A 19774-nucleotide genomic window follows, 5' to 3' on the forward strand; every position below is an offset into this window, starting at 1 on the left:
TGCGACTTCCGGCAGCGTACCCAGCTGCCGGGACCCTCAACCCGCCGACGAAACTAAGTGCGGATGCTCCACGCGATCGACCCTCACCAGCCGGTGAGTCAGGCGATCCGCACGTCCCGGGCCTGATCCCCCGTCTCGGTTCGGCAGACGGCGAAACGCACGCGCTGACCTTCGACGAGGATGCGGTGGCCGTCGCCGGCGATTTCGGAAACGTGCACGAAGATGTCGTCGGATCCGTCAGCCGGTGCGATGAATCCGAAGCCCTGTTCTGCGTTGAACCATCGCACCGTGCCCGTGCGCAGCGTCGTCGACTGCCGGGCCGACAACGTGTCCCCCGCGCTCATCGGGGGGCCCTCCGATCGGCCAGGCCGCGGAGCGCGGCGCCGCTCCCCAGGCTCGCGACGAGTAGGACCACAAGCAGAGCCACGTTGATCATCGCTTCTCCTCGGCGTAAGCGGTCGACACCCTGGTCGAATTGCACCGAACGTAGTGCCTTCCTGTCGGGTGCGCGGCCGTTCGGGCCGAGCGTTTGCCGAATCGAGATGTGCCACCCCGCTCGCATCGAGCGTCCGAAAGGCAGAAGATCTGATTTGCGCGACATAGATTTTGTAGTACCGTCGAATCGTCGGAACTTCAGCGGACAAGCAAGGAACGATGCGTCACCGAATGCGGACCCGGTTGATTCGAGAATCCCGACCGGGGGTACGCGGACTGGTGATCCGCCGCCTCACACCGTGTGGCACGGAGTTCCTCGAACGACGTAGAGGTTCCGACGGCAGGCAGTAGCGAAAGAGAGGATCCGAGAATGTCGAAGTTCACCGTGCCAGGTCTTTCCGACGAGCAGGGAGCGCGAGTTGCCGACATACTGCAAAAGCGGCTCAGCGCCTACAACGATCTGCATCTGACGCTCAAGCACATTCACTGGAATGTGGTGGGTCCGAATTTCATCGGCGTGCACGAGATGATCGACCCACAGGTCGAGTTGGTGCGCGGGTATGCGGACGCGGTCGCCGAACGCATCGCAGCCCTGGGGCAATCGCCCGACGGCACCCCAGCCGCGATCGCCCGTGACCGCACCTGGGACGACTACTCGGTGAAGCGCGATACCGCGCAAGCGCACCTGGGCGCACTCGATCTCGTGTACAGCGGTGTCGTCGGAGACAACCGCAAGGCAATCTCCGAGACCGGCGACCTCGACCCGATCACCGAGGACCTTCTCATCGGACAGACCGGTGAACTCGAGAAGTTCCAGTGGTTCGTGCGCGCCCACCTCGAGAACTCCGGCGGCAGCCTGTCCACCAACGGCGCCCACACCGAGAAGCAGGCCGCCACCCAGGCGCGCTGAGAACCGTCAGTTCCCCCCTTCCGCAACCGAAAGGCAAAGAACATGGCTGAGAACACGAGCGGTCCGGCAGAGGCCGTCAAGGGCGTCGTCGAAGACGTCAAAGGTAAGGCGAAGGAAGCCGCGGGTGCGGTGACCGGCCAAGACGATCTCACCCGCGAGGGCAAGGCGCAGCAGGACAAGGCCGCCGCCCAGCGCGAGGTTGCCGAGAAGGAAGCCGAAGCGGAAAAGGCTCGCGGCAAGGCCGAGGCGCAGGAAGCACGTCAACGCGCCGAACAGTGAGACACGTGCGGGCCGGATCACGTCCGGCCCGCACCGGCCGCACCAGGCCACCACTCACCTCTCGAAAGGACTGATACGTGCTAGGACTGGGAATTCTGGGCTGGATCATCATCGGCGGTCTCGCCGGATGGATCGGCAGCAAGATCATGAAAACCGACGCCCAGATGGGGATCCTCCTCAACATCGTCGTCGGCGTCATCGGCGGACTCCTCGGCGGCTTCATCCTCAGCCTCTTCGGTACCGACGTGGAGGGCGGCGGTCTCTGGTTCAGTTTCTTCACGTGCCTCCTCGGCGCCGTGATACTCCTGTTCCTGGTCAAGCTCGTCACCGGCAGACGCTAGTCCTCGTTTTCCCGATCCGGGCCCTCCCATCGCAATGATGGGCGGGCCCGGATACGTCACGCGATCCGAGAATTCACGCCAATTCGTCGCCGAAACCGGTCGAATGGGGTACTCGTTGCGGATGGACAGTCGAGGATTCGATCGGGACGACGCGAACTGGAACTTCCGCGCCCGGCACGAGACCGAGACTCAGCGGCTCGACCGCAACTGGAACGGTCTGCTCCAAGAACTGCGTGTCGTGCAGACCGGGGTGCAACTCCTCACCGGTTTCCTGTTGACGTTGCCGTTCCAGCAGCGTTTCGAGGACCTCACGGACGGCGAGGTGGCCATCTACCTCGCCACCGTCGCGCTGTCGGTCACGTCGACCATGCTGCTGGTCGCGCCGGCGGGTCTGCACCGCATGCTCTTCCGTCGCCATGCGCTCCGAGAACTCGTCGCCGCATCGCACCGGCTCGCGATGTGCGGAATCGCCACCCTCGGGTTGGCGCTGATCGGCGTGGTGGCGTTGATCTTCAGCTTCGTGCTCTCGCCCCTCGCCGGGGCCGTCGCCGCCGCGGCCGCGCTCGCCATGTTCAGCGGACTCGGGATCTTCGCCGCGATCCTGCAGTCGCGGCACCGTCCGCCCGAGAACGGAGACGCCCCGACAACCGACGACGCAGCCTCCGCTCGGTGAGCACGGCGGGTCGGCATCGCGTTTCGCCCCACGGGCTCCCGGGTAGGCGGAGCGGAGACGAGAGAGGAGTGACGCACCGTGACCGAGGACAAGCACACCGACAAGGACGAACCGAAGGGCGGCCGCCCGGGTCCTGTAGACCACGGCAAGGACGGCGGCATGGCCACCCGAGAGAACGCATCAGAGCTGGCGGAGGAATCCGACACCGTCGACACCGACTGACGAAATACCGGTCGAGCACAGGAGGACTGCAGTGACCTATCAGCCGGACAACGGACCGAGCCGAAAGCTGAATGCCGAGCACGCCCCTCGGGACGACGCGCACACCATGCGTAGTCATGCCGGTGAAGCGATCACCGACGGCCGCAACTGGCCGGGATACATCCTGATCGCCACCGGAGTCGCCGTGCTCGGGTTGACTCTCGTCGCAGCAGGCTACGGATTCCAAGGGTGGACGCTCATCGGTGGTATCGCGTGCATTCTGTGCCTCGTGCTGGGCACGGCGCTGGTACTTCTCGAACGGCGACGGGTCAAAGCGCTCGAGGGCGGGACGCTGACCGATCAGGAAGGGCATTGACAGACCCGAAGGCGGACCTTCTCTCCTACCTGCAATCCGCCCGCGATGCGCTGCTGTGGAAACTCGACGGGCTGTCCGAGTACGACATCCGCAGACCAGTCACCCCGACGGGCACGAACCTGCTGGGCCTCGTCAAACACCTGACGGGCGTCGAGATCGGCTACTTCGGGGACACCTTCGACCGACCCGTCGACAACCTGCCCCTGTGGTTCACCGACGATGCCGACGCCAATGTCGACATGTGGGCGACCGCCGACGAATCGCGCGAGTTCATCGTCGAGCAGTACCGCCAGGCGTGGGCGCATTCGGACGCAACCATCCAGGCCCTGCCGCTGGACGCGCCCGGCCGGATACCGCGATGGCCGGATGATCGCCGCGACGTCACGCTGCACCGCATTCTCGTGCACGTGATCGCCGAGACGCACCGGCACGCGGGGCACGCGGACATCGTGCGGGAACTCGTCGACGGAACCGTCGGACTGCGGGCGGACAACGACAACATGCCGGTAGAGGACCGAACGTGGTGGGAGAACTACCGGAACACGCTCGAACGTGCGGCGCGGGAGGCCGATCCGAGCTGAGCCCCTGTCAGCCCGCCGCCGGCTGAGGAGTCGTGGTGACGTCCGGGGTGGTGGTTGTCACCGACTGGGACTCCTCGATTTCGGTGGGCTTCGCCGCCGTCGTGGTCGTCACGGATGTTTCCGCCGCAGTCTGCGGATCCGACGCCGGGACTGCGGTTTCCGCCACTAACGCGGCGGCCGTCGTGGGTTCCGGCGAACTGGTCGTCGCGATCGTGGTTGTGGGTGTGGGTGTCGTCGTACTGCTGGTCGTGTGAGACGCGGTGACCGCGCTGCTCGCCAGCTGAGGTTTCTTCGCGCTGTCGGTGGTGGTCGGAGCCACGGTAGTGACCTCCGCCGGCTTCGTGGATGCCGCAGCTAGCTTCGCCGTCGACGGTTCTGTGGCAGCGACACGCTGCTCACCCTTCTCCGCCTCCTGCGCAAGATGTGTCAGCCAGGCCGCAGAGTACTGGGCTGACGTCAGGGGTTTCCCGTTGCCCACGTTCGCATCGCGCCAGTAGTCGAAGTGGTGACCCGTCCCCTCCCCCAGCGTCTGCTGGTACGGATCGCTCATCGCCACCTGGATCGTGTTCTCGTTGTCCTCGATGAAACCGATGATCTCGTTGCGGACCTTCGTGGGCAGGTACACCAAGTCGACCGCCTTGTTCGAGGAGATCGGACCGGTCGGCGTATCCGTTTGCGTCGTAACGGTGCCGGGCTTGTAGGCCGGGTCAGACACCTTGACCAGGACGTCGAGGAAGGTCTCGTCGGACTGCATCCAGTCGCCTTGCGCCTGAATGTCTGCGAATGCGGCGAGGGCGACCTGCCCGAGCACCACGGCGAGATCCTGGCCCGTCGCCGGGGTCAGTCCGTCTTTCTGCAGGGAGTCGACATTCAGCTGCCGTCCCACGTTGATCGCAAGTTGCAGCAGAGCGATGTTTTCGGGCGCGGAGCAGGTCAGGTCGCCCTCCGAACAGAAGGACGCCACCTTCCCGTCCAGCGCGCCGAAGCTGCCGGACGTGCCGGGAAGCGCACCCCGCCCCGGTGTGCCCGACTGACCCGACTGGTAGGCGAGGTCGAAGCCGTCGGGACTGCGGAATTCGTTCTCGGCCCCCGGAAAAGGTCCCCCGCCCACGTCGCGGCCCGCGTCCGCCAGGATGACGACACCGACCACGGAGGCGGGATCGAGGATCTCGTACGACCCGTCCTCGCCGTCCTGATTGCCGACCTCCATCGCAACCCGCCGCGCGACATCGGCACCCTCGCTGTAACCGACGATCGAGAACTTCGTGTCGGGACACGACGCATGGATCGAGCGCATGACGGTTTCGGTGTTGTCGACGCCAGCGTTCACGGCGTCCTCGTAGGAGTCCATATTCGCCGGATACTCGACGTACACCGCGGCATAGGACCCACCCCCGACAGCTTGCTGCGGCGCGTTCACCACCTCGTCGATCCAAGGGCTGCTGTAGTTGCTGGAATACGACGCGGGAAGCGTAGTTCCGTCGGGCGCCACGAGCATCTGATGCGTTCCCTGACGCGGGGTGTCCCCGCGACCGGCGACGGCGATGCTGACCATGTCGTAACACGCGTTCGAGGCCGCTGCTGTCAGCGCCGTCGCCGTCGTGGCCGGTGAGCCCGGGTTCGACCACGGTGTCACTAGCAGTGCTGCCAGTCCCAAAGCACCGGGCGCGACTAGAGTGCCTGCGATCCTTCGTCGATGCGCGACCTTGCGTGCGGAAACACGACGTTCCATGGTCTACCCCATCCGTTCGTGGCGCGTGTCGAGCACCCGAGTAGGTGTCAACGCGTTAACAGACAAGTCGCACATCGCGCCAGCGGCGTTACACACGTTCCCCGTCCGCATCCCTCTTCATGACGCGCGGAGGTGTGCGATCAGGACCGCCTCGACCGCCGAATGGCGTGCCGGAGTCGGCAACGGCGGCGCGGTGGACCGGTAGTGATGCCCGGTCGGGGTGCCGAGATCGATCACATGCCGGCGGCCCGGTCTTTGTATCGAGCGAGCCGTCCACCCCGGAGCCTCCTTTGGATAGTTGCAGGCCTCGCACCACCCGGACCCGTTGCGCACCGACGTCCGGCCAAATTTGCCGTGCGGGCGGATGTGATCGTGATGCCGAATCGGGGCGTCACACCACGGAGTCCGGCACGTCCGGTCGCGGAGGTCGATCAACTTCGCCAAACCCTTCGGGAACGTCCGGGACCGCGATTCCATCACCGTCAACGCCCCCGACTGCGGGCACGAGTACAGCCGCTGCAACGTGGCCCCGACCTCGGCGTCGACCGCGTCGGCAACCCACTGCCGGGCGATCCCCGCCGGCACCGGCCCATACCCCTGCAACTGCGCCGGCTCGTTCCCGCCGGTCAGCAGCGTTTCGTCCGACAGCACCAGGTTCACCGCCACCGGCACACCGGAAGCCACGGCCTGTCCGGTGCCGCGTGCGAACAGCAAATCCACCATCAGCTGATTCCGGGTGCGGCCACCACTACTTCCCGTGGCGATGAGATTGTCCGCATCCCGGCCCAGCGTCGCCTGCAGGCACACCGCCTGCTCCACCGGCATCAACACGCTGAGGTACGCCATGGAGTCCGGTGCGGGCCGCGGCGTCACCCGCCGTTCCGACACCGCCTTCTTATTCCGGCGGACCACGGCCGCGGCGTCGAGTTCTACCGCCAACGCCTTGGCGCGCGCGATCAGCCCTTGGTCGCCGACCCCGTCGAGAATGTCCGGGTCCGCGCACAACCGGCGGTCGACGATCCCCCGATCCTCAATCGACAAACACGCCGTCTCACGCACGAGCACCGTGGCACGCCATTCGTTCAACCGACCCGACCGCAACAGGTCCAACGCATGGGGCATCTCGTGCACCAGAGCCTGCGCGAACCCCAGATGCCGCCCACCGCGGTTGGGTGATTCCCTGCGCGCCAACGCAATCTGCGACGCGATCCCCCGGTCCCACTCGGTACGCGGCACACTGTCAGCCTTCCGCTCCGCCCGAATGCAGGTCGCGACGGCATCGGTGATCACCGCTTGCGCCGCGCACCCCACCGACTTCAGGGTTTCGATCGCATCGAGCCACTCGATCCCCGAGCCCGCATCCCCGCCGGCCTCGACACACCGCAGCCGCGCCGTGAACACACGCAACTCCTCCAAATCCGGCGCCATCAATTCCCCCACAACCAACCTCCCCCAAGGTCGTTCGAATATGTGTTCGAATATAGCCCCTCGAGCGGGAAGATGGCAATAGTCGGCGCTGTCGACTATTGCCGGCTCCGAATGCCCGACGGCCGGGCGCCAGGAATATGTGACTTCCGCCGTTCTGGCAGACTTGGTCGGACGTCGCGAGAACTGCGGCGCCCGGCTCATGCCGCGTTGTAGCACCTCAGGAGGCGAGTCATGCCAAGCGATTCTCCGAGCGCTGTCTTCGCGAAGCTGGCCGAGACGGTCTACAACGGGGACGACTTCGCCCAGGTGTATCAGGCGATTTGCGATGCCGCGGCGATCCTCGTCCCCGGGTGTACGCATGCCAGCCTCATGTTGAAGCAGAACGACCAGCACCTCACGGTGGCGGCGAGCGACGGCATCGCCGCTCACATAGACGCGCTCGAGCGGGCCGAGCAGGAAGGGCCGTGCCTCGATGCCATCGAGAACGCATCGCCGCAGGTCGAGGCCGAGCTAGCTCGGTCGACGCAATGGCCACGCCTTGCGCAGCGGGTGATTGCGGAAACCACCGTCCGCGGTGCCGCGGGCTTCCGGCTCCTGATCAAGGGGCGCAAGGTAGGCGCACTGAATTTGTTCTCGGACAATCCGGGTGAATTCACCGACGAATCCATAGACCAGGCGATTCTGATCACGGCGTTCGCCGCGGTCACGTTGACCGCACTTCATGAACACCAGGAAGCCCAGACGCTGCGTGAGGGCCTGGCCAGCAACCGTGAAATCGGAAAAGCGATCGGATTGATGATGGCCTTTCACGACATCTCCGAGGACAGGGCGTTCGACCTGCTGCGCAAGACGTCGCAAGACATGAATATCAAACTCACCAGTGTCGCCCGGGAAGTCATCGCACACCACAATTCGAAGTTCGACTGATCCGGACTCGAGCCGGCTACGCTCGCGGCGTGTGGCCAGGGTTGGGTGAAGTTGGCAATCGGTTGATGCCCACCTGACGGAGAAGTAGGGTTGATCCAGCGTGGTTGAGAACACAGCCGCAGATTGTCCGGGCCGCAGCGGTGCGCGGTGGACCGAGATGCGTGCACTCCCTCGTGGCGTCCGCGTCGAGGCCCAATCTTCTTGCCCAAGGCGCACGGACACCCACAGATTGCACGCGATCGGAGGGTCATGAAACCAACCTGCACGCCGCGCTGTGTCAACCCCCCGACGGCACCGCGGCTGTACGCCACCCGCGAGACACCCTCCCCCGACAGGGGTCTTCGAATGGCCGTCGAAGTCGCGCAGACCGTCGACGCCACCGTGGGTCGCATCACGGGAGACATCGACGTGCTGGCAGCCCCGTCTTTCGCGCTCGCCCTTGCACACCTCACGGACGGGGGCTCGTCTTCGCGCATCATCGTGGACATGACCACAGTCGACTTCGTCGGGACCTCGGGGTTGTCGGTGCTATCCGAGTTCGCGGAAACCGCTAGGCGACACCATATTACGTGGGTGCTGGCGGGTAGCAGGGCGGTGCTCCGGCCGCTCGAGGCAACCGGTCTCGCCGCGATGATCCCCATCTGCAGCACTGTGAGCGCAGCGTTCGACAAGGTGGAGAAGATCACGCACACCTGAAAGGGAGGATCAGCTGTCGGCGGCGCCGAACCACCTTGGCAGCTGGCCGAGCAGATCCTGCTGATCTTCACCGACCCACGCCACGTGGCCATCCGGCCGCAGCAGCACCGCGGGCGCGTCCAGCTCCTCGCTGACGTCGACGACGTGGTCGACCCGGTCAGCCCAACCGTCCACGGAAAGCAGACCGGTCTGGTCGAGCAGGAGTCCGCGGCCGCCATGCATGAGTTCGTAGAGGCGCCCCCGCTTCAGCCCGATGTCCCGCAGCCGCCGGCCGAGCAGTTCGTGCCCCTCGCCGAGGTCGTAGCGGATCCCGATCGCGGTGCTCTTCTCGGTCAGGTACCGGTTCACCTCCTCGAAGTCCATCAGTTCCGACAGCAGCCGGCGCACGGAGCGGGGACCCGGCTCGGTGGACATCAGCTCGGACTGCACCCGGGTGTTGTTCAGCACGTCGTCGGCTACCGGGTGCCGTTCGGTGTGGTAGCTGTCCAGCAGCCCCGCCGGTGCCCAGCCGTTGACCTCGGCGGCCAGTTTCCAGCCCAGATTGAACGCGTCCTGGACGCCGAGGTTGAGGCCCTGCCCGCCCATCGGTGGGTGGACGTGGGCCGCGTCACCGGCCAGCAGCACCCGGCCGACCCGGTAGCGCTCGGCCAGCCGGGTGGCGTCGCCGAAGCGGGACAGCCAACGCGGTGAGTGCACGCCGAAGTCGGTGCCGGCAAACACCCGCAGCTGTTGCTTGAACTCCTCGAGGGTCGGCGGGAGGGACCGGTTCTCGGCCACCCCCTCGGCGGGCACGACGACGCGGTACAACCCGTCCCCGGATGGCCCGGCGCCGAACCCCTTGTGGGTCTTGCGGACCTCGGCCACGACGGCGGCCAGCGTTTCCGGCGGCGCGGCCACCTCCATCTCGCCCAGCAGCGACTCGACCCGGGTGGGCTCGCCGGGGAAGCCGACGCCGAGCAGCCTGCGCACCGTGCTGCGGCCGCCGTCGCAGCCGACGAGGTAGCGCGAGCGCAGCTGCGTTCCGTCGGCCAGCAGGGCGGTCACCCCGTGGTCGTCCTGGCTCAGCCCGACCAGTTCGCAGCCGCGCCGGATGTCGACGCCGAGTTCGGTGGCGTGCTCGGTCAGCAGGCGCTCGGTGACGGGCTGCGGGATGCCGAGGACGTACGGGTGTGCAGTGTCGAGCCGGTCGGGCTGCGGTTTGGTGATGCCGGCGAAGAAGCCGCCGACCGGGTACTGCTTGCCGAGCGCGAGGAACCGATCCAGCAGACCCCGCTGGTCCATCACCTCGATGCTGCGCGCATGCAGACCGAGAGACCGGACATGCCTGGTCGGCTCCGTCTCCTTCTCCAGCACGACCGCGTGCACGCCGTGCAGCCGCAACTCGCTGGCCAGCATCAATCCGGTCGGCCCACCGCCGGCAACGATCACGTCAATCATGAGAACCCCCACCTCGACAAAAGTGCATTTCAGCCAGCTAAGTCACTCCGCGATTTCCGCAGGTTCTGGCTTCGGCTGGAGATTCTGCAGCAAGACCGGGGCCTTGCCGCAAGGCCCCCGGTGCGCTATATGCTGAAAATGGCAAGGAGTGAGTAACCTCCTTGCCATTCCCCTTTGTCGTACGAACAGGCAAGCCCCTCACGAAACGGTGACGTGCCGCAACGCGATCAGTGTGGCCTACTCGGCTCCGGCGGTGGCCGCCACGCGCTCGCGCTCGTCGTCCTCGCGGAACATCGCTTCGATGCGATTCTTGATCTCCAGCGTGCTCATCGAGCCGCGGGTAGGAGCGAAGCTGCGGTGGCGGGCAGAGGTGGGGGTCGAGAATGTGTCCATGTAAGTGCTTTCTGTCTTCTGTGCCGGCAAGCGCCGCGTGGTGGTCGAGGGGTGCATCCGCGAGGCGGACACGGTCAGATGAGGAGTGCGGCGAGCGCAACGGCCGCGAGAACTGACACCGAGGTCGCTACCGCGACCAGGATGGATCCCGTCAGTACGACGGCAGGCGCGGTGGCGGTTGCTGCCGAGACAGAAGCGATGTACACGGTCGGACGCAGGGTGTGGCGTGGCGGCTCGTCAGATGGCGGCGACGCGATGTGCTGGTCGTCCTGGTGCACGGTCGTGCGGGTCATGTGTTGGCGTACCCCGTGGTAGCAGTCAAGTGACCTGAGTCACAAACTTACGAGTATGTTGTACATCACAACATGCCCCGCGCGCCAGTCGGTGCGATCCACATCCGGGTGGCGGTCGCTCCCCCACTGCCCAGCGTCCAGTTCGGGCGACTGGCCGGCAATCGCGCTCCGGCCTACCACTGCTCGACGGAAAGCCGCCGACCTGTGCCTCTGCGCTTGGCTCGAGTGGTGATCATGGAGTGTCGGAATCTGCGGGCTGTGGTGACTACCGATGGCATCAACCGTTGGCGACCACGGAGTATTCGCTAAACCATGGTGTTCCGTCACAGACCGAGTTATATTCCTGAAAATAGGCCTCCCGAGGGATCGCGACTGGTGGAATGGCAGCGCCCTGACCGCGCCCGCCATCGGCAACTCACCGGCGGCTCGGCCGCGAGGGGGCCGCGCCAGTCCCCTCCGAGAACCTCAGGGCCGGCCAGCGGCCCCCTCTCCCCTGCCCTCCTTACCCGCCGTAAATGCGCGACGGACAGGTCACATTTGGGTCGTGAGACTCAGGATTTGGTGGCCACTCCCCCAGGAGTACCGGAGGCGACCACCTAAGGTTCGCAAAACTTCGCTGTTCCGTCCGGGTCCGATCTGGGAACTCTAGCTGTCGGACCACGGCAGCCAGTCCTCACCCTGCGACTTCGGGAGTGTGGCGAGCGCGGACCTCCATGGATCAGAAAGCCGGACACTTCGAGGCATGCACTCCCCACGTGGGCGCGGCTACACGGACGTGTCCCCTCCCCCGTAAGGCGACCTCCTGCTACCAGCCCTGCGACTCAGAACCAGCCTTTGCGCTTCGCCCAGACGAGAAGCGCCCCGGACATCGCGAGCATCACCAGGACGATCACAGCCACCCACACCCATTGCGTTCGTTCGTTGACGATGACGTTCATGCCGATGATTGAAGACAGGGCCGTGATCGGCAGGGTGACAGCCGCGATGACGGCGAGTCGCTCGGCGGCAATCGTCATCTTGGTGTTCGTACGCGCCTGATAGAACTCGATCGTGCCCTGCAGGTAGTCCTTCTGGCCTTTGGCCATCACGGTCAGATGCTGGAACTGATCGACTGCGTCGAGCAGCAGATCCTGCCCCTTTCCGGAGCCGAACGCTTCGATGGTCACCATCCGGCCGTACACCTCGCGGCTCAATGCGGCCATCGTGCCGACTGTGAGCAAACCATGTCGGACCCGAAACATTTCGTCGAGAAAGGTTTCCGGGTCGCCGAGGTGCCCACCGGTAACCTGTTGCTCGAGTTTCCAGACGTCCTTGGTCAGGTCTGCCGTGTAGGCGCGCATCCGCGCCGTCAACGCAGCGAGCAGCGCGAACGACAACTCGAATCCGGTGTCGGGTTGCAGCTTGCCCGATTCCAGCCGACCCAGCACCGCGTTCACCTCGACCATCGCCGTCGAGGGGTCGATCGCCGGGTTCACGGGGCCGTGCACCGTCACCAGATACCTGCCACCGATGAACTGGTCCAACTCGATGTAGTGCACGTGCCCGTGCGCTCCCGACTGCGGTGCGTGCAGAACCACGAAGAAATGATCCTCATATCTGTGTACCTTCGGCACCTGATTGCGGTCCCTCGAATCCCGCACGGCGAGTGGATGAAACCTGAAAACGGTGGTCAATGCGTCTTCCGCCTGGTCGTCCCAGGTGGGGATATCCACCCAGACCAATCCGTCGGGCCGGTCGAGCAACATTCTCAGATCCGACACCGCACACGAACGCACACCCTCGTCGGAGATGAACCGGACGTCCATATCGGCCTCCTCGCACGACGAGCCTCATCTCCGTCATAGCACCCGCACCCGTGCAGTTGGGGTGACCCGCCGAATCCGGACGGAGCAGACTCAGGGTGTGACAGATGACAGGGCTGCGCTGATTGTGGTGGATGCTGCGAATGTCGTCGGCTCGAGGCCGAACGGTTGGTGGCGTGATCGTGCCGGCGCGGCCCGACGGCTGCTCACACAGCTGAGCACGTGGGAACCGAATCCGGACGGACGAGCCGACGTGGTGGTCGTACTCGAGGGTGCAGCGAAAGCCGCGATCGGTAGCGAGGACCCCGACAGCGTGCAGGTGGTGCCCGCGGAAGGCTCGGGTGACGACACGATCGTCGATGTAGTCGCGTCGGCGGTCGGGGAGGACCGTGACCGGCTGATCACCGTCGTCACGGCAGATCGCGGGCTCCGCCATCGAGTCGAGGCGCTCGGAGCCCGTACCGTCGGCCCGCGCTGGCTCCTGGATCGCATCGAGCTTTAGGGGCCATGGCCCTTTTGGGGCGTGACGACGAGGTCGAGTATGCGGCCACGAACTTTCCGGCGCGCCCATCCCCACCGCCCGTGATCGGCCAGTGCGGCGTGCGCAGCGTTGTATCCGCACATGCCGTGGACGCCACCTCCCGGGTGGGTGGCCGAACTGGCAAGGTACAGCCGGTCGATCAAAGTGTCCGGCCCGGACGAACCCGGAGTCGGACGGAAGACGAGCTGCTGGTAGAGCTGGGCGGTGCCACCGTTGACGGCTCCCCCGTGCAGGTTGGCGTTGCTCGCTTCCAGGTCTGAAGGGCGCTGCACGGTGCGTCCGACCACCCGGTCTCCGAATCCCGGCGCGTGCGACTCGAGCATTGCGTCGACGCGGTGCGCCAGCAACTCCGCGGACTCGTTGTCGGTGATCCCACGCGGGAGATGTGTGTAGGCCCACGCGCTTTCGGTCCCCTCCGGCGAACGACTGGGGTCCGACGTCGTCATCTGGCCGAACAACAGGAAGGGATGGGTCGGGACGACACCCGTGGTGAGGTCGGCCATCCATCGGACCAGTCCGTCGTCGTCGGCGCCCAGATGCACGGTTCCGGCGGATTCGAGACTCCGCGACCGCCACGGAATCTTGCGGTCGAGCGCGTAGTTCACTTTCACGACAGGGGTGTCCCATTCGAATTTTTCGAGGTCGCGCCGGACACCACCCGGGACCACGGAAGGCTCCAGCAATCCTCCGTACAACGCGGGCGCCGAGACATCGGCGAGCACGGCGCGCCGGACAATGTATCGGTCGCCGCCCGCGGTCCGCACCTCTCGGGCCGCTCCCCCGGTCACGTGTATCGACGTCACTTCCTCGCCGCAGCGGATCTCGGCGCCGTTCCGTCTCGCCCGTTCTGCCATCGCCGCCGAGAGGGCGCCTGCCCCGCCGACCGGGACCACGTACCCGTCGTCCTGCGCGAGCATGGTCAGCAGATATCCCATGACTCCGCTGCCCGGTGCATCGACGGGTGTGTCGGCGTGCATCGCGTTGCCCAGCAACAGCACCCGTGCCGCCTCCCCGTCGAACAACTCGTGCGTCATCCGACGCGCGGGGAGCATCAGGAAGCGGACGAGCCGGAGGGCTTCCGCGGTGCCGAGTTGGGACAGCAGTCGCCGAGGACCACGGACAGGGGGAAACGGGCTGAACAGGGTGTCGAGGAAGGGTTCCTTCACGTCCTTCCACTGCTCGAACAACCGGAGCCATGCCTGCCCGTCGCCCGGCTGCCTCCGTTCGAGGTCGGCCGCGGTGTCGGCCGGATCCTCGCGGATCAACGGGGCGTCGTCGTCGTCCGGGCTTCTGGGGTGCCCGACCGCCGCGGGCGCCTTGCTCCACCGCAGACCGACACCCTCGAGGTCGAGGTGGCGGATCGCCGGAGACACCGCCGCCAGAGGATAGAACGCGCTGAACAGGTCGGTGCGGAACCCCGGGAACAGTTCTGCGGAGCGGACCGCGCCACCCGGTTCCGGTTGGTGCTCGAGGAGGGCGACATCCCAGCCGGCCTCCGCCAGGGTGGCCGCCGCGGCGAGACCGTTGGGTCCGGCACCGATGACGACGGCGTCGACTGTGTGCACTGTCACGGCGGTCAGGGTTTCGTCTTGTGCTCGGCGAGAAACGACAGCCGGCGTAGGCATTCCAGGTTTCGTGGGAGGACGGCGAGGTCTTGCGCCGTCTGCGGAACCCACTTCAGGGGAGCGGAGGCAGCGCCCTCGGACATGGCGAGGTGGCATCCGGATTCACGGGGTTCCAGTCGCAGACAGACGACCGCCTTCGCCGGGTACACCTGAGCGAGGAGTCGGAGTTCTCGGTTCTCTTCGGCGAAGAGAACTTCGGTGGAGTCGTCGATCAGCGCGGGCCAGGCACCGACCGAATGGTGCAGGCGACTTCCGACCGCAGGCCAGTCGGCGGAGACGGCACGCATGCGTGACGCCCCGACCACCCAGGACGGGTACAGCCACCCGTTGGCGAGAACGGACCACACGTCCGAGGCCGAAGCCGACGTGTCTCGATGTGCCTCGATGACGATCTCTCCCTCGAACCGGAACGTGACGGACGTTCGGCGCTTACCCCGGTTCCCCGGATCGAAAACGTACGCCGGGCCTAGGCCTCGTGCGAGGCCCATGCCTCCGCGATCTCGGGATAGACGGCGGCGATCTCGTCGACACGATCGTCGGTCGCTGTGTCGATCTCGGCCCGGTGGCGCTGCGCTGTGACCAGCGGACCCTCCGCACCTTCGGTGCCGGAGCCGCCGGCAGGTGCGTTCGCTTCCCATTCGTGAATGACCTCGTCGAGGCGCAGGGCCACGAATTCCTTCTTACTCTCACTCATCATCTGTCCTTTCCTTGTCGACGAGTAGTCGTCGTGTTCAGGTCTGCGCTCCGACGCCCTCGCTGGCCGCGAACCGTGATTCCTCGTCGGTGACGAGCCCGATCGACACGAGTGGGCGGGGGAACAGCAGATCGGTGAGGTAGGCGAGCGCGACCGCCCAGCGGTTGGCCGCATTCGGCATGGCGTAGAGGTGGTATGCCCGCGTGACCACCTTCGCGAGGAACCCTGACAGTTGGATGTTCAGGGGGTTCGCGACGGCAAACCCCGGACCCAAATCGACGACGAGACCCATGTCGCGGTGGGTGTAGGGCTTCGCGTCGCCGATTCCCAGGCTCGCGGCGACGTTGCGGGCCAGGGCCCGTCCCTGCCGGACCGCGTGCTGGGCGGTCGGCGGGGTGATCGATCCGCTGTTCCGCAGATCGGGAACTGCCGCCGCGTCGCCGCCCGCGAAGACGTCGGGATGCCCCTCCACCGAGAGGTCGGGGCGCACCGTCAGCCTCCCCTTCTCGGTGGGTAACCCGAGCGTGTCGATGAGCGGGCCGGCGGTCACTCCCGTCACCCATGCGACGGTGCGTGTGGGAACTACGGTGCCGTCGTCGAGCGTGACGTGGTCGGGACCGAGTTCCGTCAGCGTGGTTTCCAACCGCACGTCGATGCCACGTGAGCGCAATACCTCCAGCACCTTTCTGCCCAGCTTCTCCCCCACCTCGGGCATCACCGTGTCGGCGGCGTCGAGCAGAAGGAAACGGACCTCCTTCGGGTCCAGGCCGCGCCGGGAGGCTGCCTCGTCGGCCAGGGCACGCAGCTGTGCCGTGAGTTCCGTCCCTGCGTAGGATGCGCCCACCACCACGACCGTCCGGCGTGCCCGAGCGACCAGCGGGTCGGTGTCCCGCTCGGCCAGTTCGAGCTGGGTGAGGAGCTGGTCGCGGAAGAAAAGTGCCTCGGCCGGAGTCTTCAGGCCCCTGGCGTGCTCCGCGAGACCGGGGATGTCGAACAGGCGAGTGACCGATCCCGGGGTGAGCACCACCCTGTCCCAGGACACGTTCTCGACTCCCTGTTCGCAGTCGGTGACGTGCAGGGTCCGGGAGTCGAGGTCGACGGAATCGACGCGGCCCTTCACCAGTTCGACATTCGGCAGTGCCTCGGACAGGGGAACGGTGACGAACCGTGCGTCCAGGATTCCGCCCGCCACCTCGGGCAGCAGCGGTGTGTACAGCATGTAGTCGTGCGGGGAGATCATGGTGATGCGGGCATCGGTCCCCGCGAGACGCCGCGTCAGGGCACGGGCGCACTCGAATCCGGCGAAGCCGCTTCCCACCACGACGATGCGTGTCGACTGTCCAGCTGCTTCGTGGGTCATGTAGGAGTCATTTCCCAACTCGGTGTCGAACGAAACAACCGGCCGCGCGGTGTGAGGACGCGAGAATGCGGGTACTCGACTTGCCGAGAACGATCGACGAGGCCGAATGCGAAGGGCGCGAACATGAGTGCCGTATCGAAGGCAATGTACACACCGTTGGCACTCGCTGCGAGTGTCGGCGGTGGGATCGTGGCGGGTGCGGTGTTCGGTCAGCTGTGGAAGCGGGTCGCGGGTGAATCCGAGGCTCCCGACCCGAAGGATCTCTCCCGGAGTACGCGTGAAGTGTTGATCGCGGCCGCACTGCAGGGCATCATTTTCGGACTGGTGAGGGCTGCGATCGACCGGGCCGGGGCACGGGGGTACCGGAAGCTGGCCCACGCCGACCCCCGCTAGAAAACAGTCAGTTGTCACCGAACACACCTAGGCTGAGCCGATGCGTACTCGATTCGCGGAAAACCTCGACAGCCTCGCCGGCGATCTCGCCGGCATGTGCAGGCTGTCCGTCACCGCGATGTCGGAGGCGAGCGACGCACTGCTGCAGGCAGACCTCGAGCTCGCCGAACACGTCATCGACGTGAGCGGCGAGCTCGACGATGCCGCCGCCCACTGGGAGAAACGCGCATTCGCGCTTCTGGCCCTGCAGGCCCCGGTGGCGCACGATCTCCGTTTCATGGTCGGTGGGCTGCACATCTCCGCAGACGTGCACCGCATGGGCGGTCTCGCGGTCCATATCGCGAAGATCGCCCGTCGACGGCACCCCGATCACGTGGTGCCCGACGAGGTACTGGACGTATTCACCGAGATGGGCGCCGTCGCCGTCGCTCAGGCGAAGGAAACCGAGGAGGTGCTGCGGTACCGCGATCCGGAGCGGGCGCGCGATCTGCTGACCGCGGACGAGACGATGGACGAACTTCATCGGAGCCTGTTCACGATCACACAGGCAGACAACTGGCCGCACGGTGTCCAGTCGGCTGTCGACATCACGTTGCTCGGCCGATTCTACGAGCGGTTCTGTGACCACACCGTGGAGATCGGCAGACGCGTCATTTTCCTGGAGACGGGCAACCTGCCCGAGCAGTGAGGTCCCGGCACCGCCGAAGCAGGAGCGCGCTGTCCCCGAACTCGTGCCACAGGTATCCGCCCGCCAGCGCTTCGTCGTAGGCGTGGCGGACAGCCGCCGCCCCCACCACCGATTCGAGCAGCATCAGATGTGATGCGCCCGGCGCGTGCCAGCCCGTGATCAGACCGTCCACCACCCGCGTCGGCCGCCGGGCGCTCAGCACCAGGTCCGTCCAGCCGGCGCCCGCGACCGCCCGCCCGTCGGAGGTGGCCCGCGTCTCGAGGGCCCTGGTCACGGTGGTACCGACTGCGATGACGCGGCCGCCGGCGGCTCGGCGGTCGTTGACGAGCCGGGCCGTCGGCTCCGGCACCTCGTACCGTTCCGGGATCGGCGGCTCCCCCCGCTCCGGCGAGGAGACGCCCGTGTGGAGCAGTACCGGCGCCACGACAACCCCCGACGTCACGAGTTCGGTGATAACCGCGTGGGTGAACGGCCGTGCAGCACTAGCTATCTCGGCGCTGCCACCGATGCGGCCGAAGATCGTCTGATAGTCCGGCAGGGGCCAGTGCTCGGGGACGTACGCGTAGGTGATCGGACGGCCCGACGTGGCGAGCAGTTCCGTGGGCACGTCCGTGACGCCGTCGATTCCGGCCCGCCACAGCCGGGTCGAACCTCGGGGCCAGGGTTCTGCGAGCGTGGCAACAGCGCCGAGCGGCAGACTGATTCGCGTTCCCGCACCGACCGAGCCGAGGGCGCCGGCCACCGGTCCCGGCGCCCGCACCTCGACCGCCCACTCGCCGTGCTCGAGTTCCGTGGAGAAGTGCACGACCACCGGTCCCACCCCGGCGACGGTCCCGTCCACTGCCGCCGCCAAGGTCGACGACGTGTTGACCACCACCACGTCGCCCGGACGGAGGTACCGCGGAAGTTCATGAAATCTGCTGTGCTCCACCCTACCTCGATCGGATACCAGCAGCCGGACCGCGTCGCGTCGCAGCCCCCGACTCTCCGGTGGACCGCTCGCCTCCAACCGCCGCGGCAGGACGAACCGGAGCTCGGCCGCGGCGGCCGTTCGGGCGCCGGTCACGACGGCACTCCCGTATTCGCTGCGACTGCGAAGTCCGACGCACGGTAGCGGCCGCTGGGCGGACGGGTGTCGAGCAGACGCAGCAGCGCCGGAACCACGGTCTCCGGCTCGGGCCGATCCGAGATGTCCTCGCCGGGGAACGCCGCCTGGTGCATCTCGGTGCGCATGTCGCCGGGATCGAACGCGTAGACGGCAAGGTCCGGTTCCTCGACCGCCAGTACCGCGGTGGCGTGGTCGAGCGCCGCCTTCGCCGCCCCGTAGCCGCCCCAGCCCGCATAGGCCTCGACCGCGGCGTCCGACGAGATGTTGACGACGGTCCCGCCCACCGCGCGCACCCGCTCGATAAGTGCGGCGATCAACGCGAGCGGGGCGAGCACATCGGTGGCGAAGACCTGCGCCAAAGCGTCCTCCGGGTACCGGGCGAGGCGGGGCATCGGGCTGGGCCCGAGCGCGCTGGCGTTGTTGAGGAGCAGATCCAGGCGTCCCCGCGCGGATATCTCCTCGGCGATGCGCCCCCGCTGCCGCGGATCGGCCACATCGCCGGGGAGCGCGGTGATGGTGCGCGACCGCGCGGCGACCCGATCGAGGGGTTCGACGCGCCTTCCGGTGACGATCACCTCCCAGCCGAGCTCCGCGAGCGCGAGCGCGCTCGCCCTTCCCAACCCGGCCGATCCCCCAGTGATCAGCGCCGTTCTGGTGCCGTTCATCGCAGACTCCTTGCCTCCAGTGACATCTGGGACCATCCTGAAACCTCGAGTCCACTTCATGTCAAGGGCGCACGCACCACGCAGGCGGTCGGCGACTCCGGGGGTGGGATTCCCGGGTGCAACGGACGATAATGGGTCCCTACCGTGAGACGAATGCGCCACGGGCCATGACCCGCCGGAACTCGGCGAGCTGAAC

General features: G+C 66.5%; 25 protein-coding genes. 12 read left to right on the forward strand and 13 right to left on the reverse strand.

The features are described from left to right. Positions 1 to 98 precede the first annotated feature (98 nt). The gene (locus RJ1_RS22870) at positions 99 to 302 is read right to left on the reverse strand and encodes a cold-shock protein (protein ID WP_162850425.1); all 204 of its coding nucleotides are present in this window, start codon (positions 300 to 302) and stop codon (positions 99 to 101) included. A 503-nt stretch (positions 303 to 805) separates the two neighbouring features. Here RJ1_RS22870 and RJ1_RS22875 point away from each other — a divergent pair. From RJ1_RS22875 to RJ1_RS22900, 7 genes are all read left to right on the forward strand, one after another. Beyond that, a complete protein-coding gene (locus tag RJ1_RS22875; protein ID WP_073364238.1) occupies positions 806 to 1345 on the forward strand; it encodes a Dps family protein in 540 nt (179 codons plus the stop codon). Positions 1346 to 1387: 42 nt separating this feature from the next. Continuing rightward, a complete protein-coding gene (mbp1, locus tag RJ1_RS22880) occupies positions 1388 to 1624 on the forward strand; it encodes a microaggregate-binding protein 1 (RefSeq protein WP_073364240.1) in 237 nt (78 codons plus the stop codon). Positions 1625 to 1701: 77 nt separating this feature from the next. Next, entirely contained in the window at positions 1702 to 1965 is a 264-nt protein-coding gene (locus tag RJ1_RS22885; RefSeq protein ID WP_073364241.1) for a GlsB/YeaQ/YmgE family stress response membrane protein, read from the forward strand. Between the two features lie 121 nt (positions 1966 to 2086). Then, positions 2087 to 2638, forward strand: a complete 552-nt coding sequence (locus tag RJ1_RS22890) for a DUF6328 family protein (RefSeq protein WP_073364316.1) — start codon at positions 2087 to 2089, stop codon at positions 2636 to 2638. 78 nt (positions 2639 to 2716) lie between these two features. After that, positions 2717 to 2860 carry a hypothetical protein gene (locus RJ1_RS46815; RefSeq protein ID WP_162850423.1) on the forward strand — a complete coding sequence of 48 codons (144 nt, stop codon included), beginning with the start codon at positions 2717 to 2719 and terminating at the stop codon, positions 2858 to 2860. Positions 2861 to 2891: 31 nt separating this feature from the next. After that, positions 2892 to 3215: a hypothetical protein gene (locus RJ1_RS22895; RefSeq protein ID WP_073364243.1), complete on the forward strand. Its 324-nt coding sequence runs from the start codon at positions 2892 to 2894 to the stop codon at positions 3213 to 3215. Next, a complete protein-coding gene (locus tag RJ1_RS22900) occupies positions 3212 to 3796 on the forward strand; it encodes a DinB family protein (RefSeq protein ID WP_073364245.1) in 585 nt (194 codons plus the stop codon). Before RJ1_RS22895 ends, RJ1_RS22900 begins: the two co-directional genes overlap by 4 nt. A 7-nt stretch (positions 3797 to 3803) precedes the next feature. Here RJ1_RS22900 and RJ1_RS22905 read toward each other — a convergent pair whose 3' ends face one another. After that, positions 3804 to 5528: a cutinase family protein gene (locus RJ1_RS22905; RefSeq protein ID WP_073364246.1), complete on the reverse strand. Its 1725-nt coding sequence runs from the start codon at positions 5526 to 5528 to the stop codon at positions 3804 to 3806. A gap of 117 nt (positions 5529 to 5645) precedes the next feature. Next, the gene (locus tag RJ1_RS22910) at positions 5646 to 6956 is read right to left on the reverse strand and encodes a DUF222 domain-containing protein (RefSeq protein WP_378382176.1); all 1311 of its coding nucleotides are present in this window, start codon (positions 6954 to 6956) and stop codon (positions 5646 to 5648) included. 231 nt (positions 6957 to 7187) lie between these two features. Between RJ1_RS22910 and RJ1_RS22915 the strand changes: the two genes are divergently transcribed. Both RJ1_RS22915 and RJ1_RS22920 read left to right on the forward strand, forming a co-directional pair. Continuing rightward, complete coding sequence (locus tag RJ1_RS22915) at positions 7188 to 7883, forward strand: GAF and ANTAR domain-containing protein (RefSeq protein ID WP_073364249.1); 696 nt, start codon at positions 7188 to 7190, stop codon at positions 7881 to 7883. A gap of 345 nt (positions 7884 to 8228) precedes the next feature. After that, positions 8229 to 8579: an STAS domain-containing protein gene (locus RJ1_RS22920; protein ID WP_073364251.1), complete on the forward strand. Its 351-nt coding sequence runs from the start codon at positions 8229 to 8231 to the stop codon at positions 8577 to 8579. A gap of 9 nt (positions 8580 to 8588) precedes the next feature. On the opposite strand, the gene rox is transcribed toward RJ1_RS22920, so the two are convergent. From rox to RJ1_RS22935, 4 genes are all read right to left on the reverse strand, one after another. Then, on the reverse strand, positions 8589 to 10016 hold the full coding sequence (rox, locus tag RJ1_RS22925) for a rifampin monooxygenase (RefSeq protein ID WP_073364253.1): 1428 nt from the start codon (positions 10014 to 10016) through the stop codon (positions 8589 to 8591). A gap of 237 nt (positions 10017 to 10253) precedes the next feature. Next, positions 10254 to 10409, reverse strand: coding sequence for a hypothetical protein (locus RJ1_RS46820; RefSeq protein WP_162850421.1), 156 nt, complete (start codon positions 10407 to 10409; stop codon positions 10254 to 10256). A 74-nt stretch (positions 10410 to 10483) separates the two neighbouring features. Next, entirely contained in the window at positions 10484 to 10702 is a 219-nt protein-coding gene (locus RJ1_RS22930) for a hypothetical protein (protein WP_073364254.1), read from the reverse strand. A gap of 821 nt (positions 10703 to 11523) precedes the next feature. Further along, complete coding sequence (locus tag RJ1_RS22935) at positions 11524 to 12507, reverse strand: magnesium transporter CorA family protein (protein WP_073364256.1); 984 nt, start codon at positions 12505 to 12507, stop codon at positions 11524 to 11526. Between the two features lie 97 nt (positions 12508 to 12604). Here RJ1_RS22935 and RJ1_RS22940 point away from each other — a divergent pair, with 97 nt between their 5' ends. Beyond that, the gene (locus RJ1_RS22940) at positions 12605 to 13006 is read left to right on the forward strand and encodes a PIN domain-containing protein (RefSeq protein WP_073364258.1); all 402 of its coding nucleotides are present in this window, start codon (positions 12605 to 12607) and stop codon (positions 13004 to 13006) included. On the opposite strand, the gene RJ1_RS22945 is transcribed toward RJ1_RS22940, so the two are convergent. The 4 genes from RJ1_RS22945 to RJ1_RS22960 are packed head-to-tail and all read right to left on the reverse strand — an operon-like array spanning position 13003 to position 16724. Beyond that, positions 13003 to 14616, reverse strand: coding sequence for a phytoene desaturase family protein (locus RJ1_RS22945; RefSeq protein WP_073364259.1), 1614 nt, complete (start codon positions 14614 to 14616; stop codon positions 13003 to 13005). The two genes, RJ1_RS22940 and RJ1_RS22945, sit on opposite strands and share 4 nt — an antisense overlap. Positions 14617 to 14621: 5 nt before the next feature. Continuing rightward, positions 14622 to 15158: an SRPBCC family protein gene (locus RJ1_RS22950; protein WP_378382181.1), complete on the reverse strand. Its 537-nt coding sequence runs from the start codon at positions 15156 to 15158 to the stop codon at positions 14622 to 14624. Continuing rightward, entirely contained in the window at positions 15137 to 15364 is a 228-nt protein-coding gene (locus RJ1_RS22955) for a hypothetical protein (protein WP_073364319.1), read from the reverse strand. Before RJ1_RS22955 ends, RJ1_RS22950 begins: the two co-directional genes overlap by 22 nt. Before the next feature lie 37 nt (positions 15365 to 15401). Continuing rightward, positions 15402 to 16724: an NAD(P)/FAD-dependent oxidoreductase gene (locus RJ1_RS22960; protein ID WP_073364261.1), complete on the reverse strand. Its 1323-nt coding sequence runs from the start codon at positions 16722 to 16724 to the stop codon at positions 15402 to 15404. Between the two features lie 123 nt (positions 16725 to 16847). On the opposite strand from RJ1_RS22960, the gene RJ1_RS22965 reads away from it, so the two are divergent. Then, entirely contained in the window at positions 16848 to 17117 is a 270-nt protein-coding gene (locus tag RJ1_RS22965) for a DUF4235 domain-containing protein (RefSeq protein ID WP_073364263.1), read from the forward strand. Positions 17118 to 17157: 40 nt separating this feature from the next. Continuing rightward, positions 17158 to 17805 (forward strand): phosphate signaling complex protein PhoU, encoded by a 648-nt coding sequence (phoU, locus tag RJ1_RS22970; protein WP_073364264.1) that lies wholly within the window; start codon positions 17158 to 17160, stop codon positions 17803 to 17805. Here the strand turns inward: phoU and RJ1_RS22975 are convergent. Together RJ1_RS22975 and RJ1_RS22980 are read right to left on the reverse strand one after the other, a co-directional pair. Next, entirely contained in the window at positions 17768 to 18871 is a 1104-nt protein-coding gene (locus RJ1_RS22975; RefSeq protein WP_073364266.1) for an S-adenosylmethionine:tRNA ribosyltransferase-isomerase, read from the reverse strand. The genes phoU and RJ1_RS22975 overlap by 38 nt on opposite strands. After that, positions 18868 to 19578, reverse strand: coding sequence for an SDR family NAD(P)-dependent oxidoreductase (locus RJ1_RS22980; RefSeq protein ID WP_073364268.1), 711 nt, complete (start codon positions 19576 to 19578; stop codon positions 18868 to 18870). The genes RJ1_RS22975 and RJ1_RS22980 overlap by 4 nt, the downstream gene beginning before the upstream one ends. Positions 19579 to 19774: the final 196 nt, after the last annotated feature.

It is taken from the genome of Rhodococcus jostii NBRC 16295 (assembly GCF_001894825.1).
In the GTDB taxonomy this organism is placed as follows: domain Bacteria; phylum Actinomycetota; class Actinomycetes; order Mycobacteriales; family Mycobacteriaceae; genus Rhodococcus_F; species Rhodococcus_F jostii.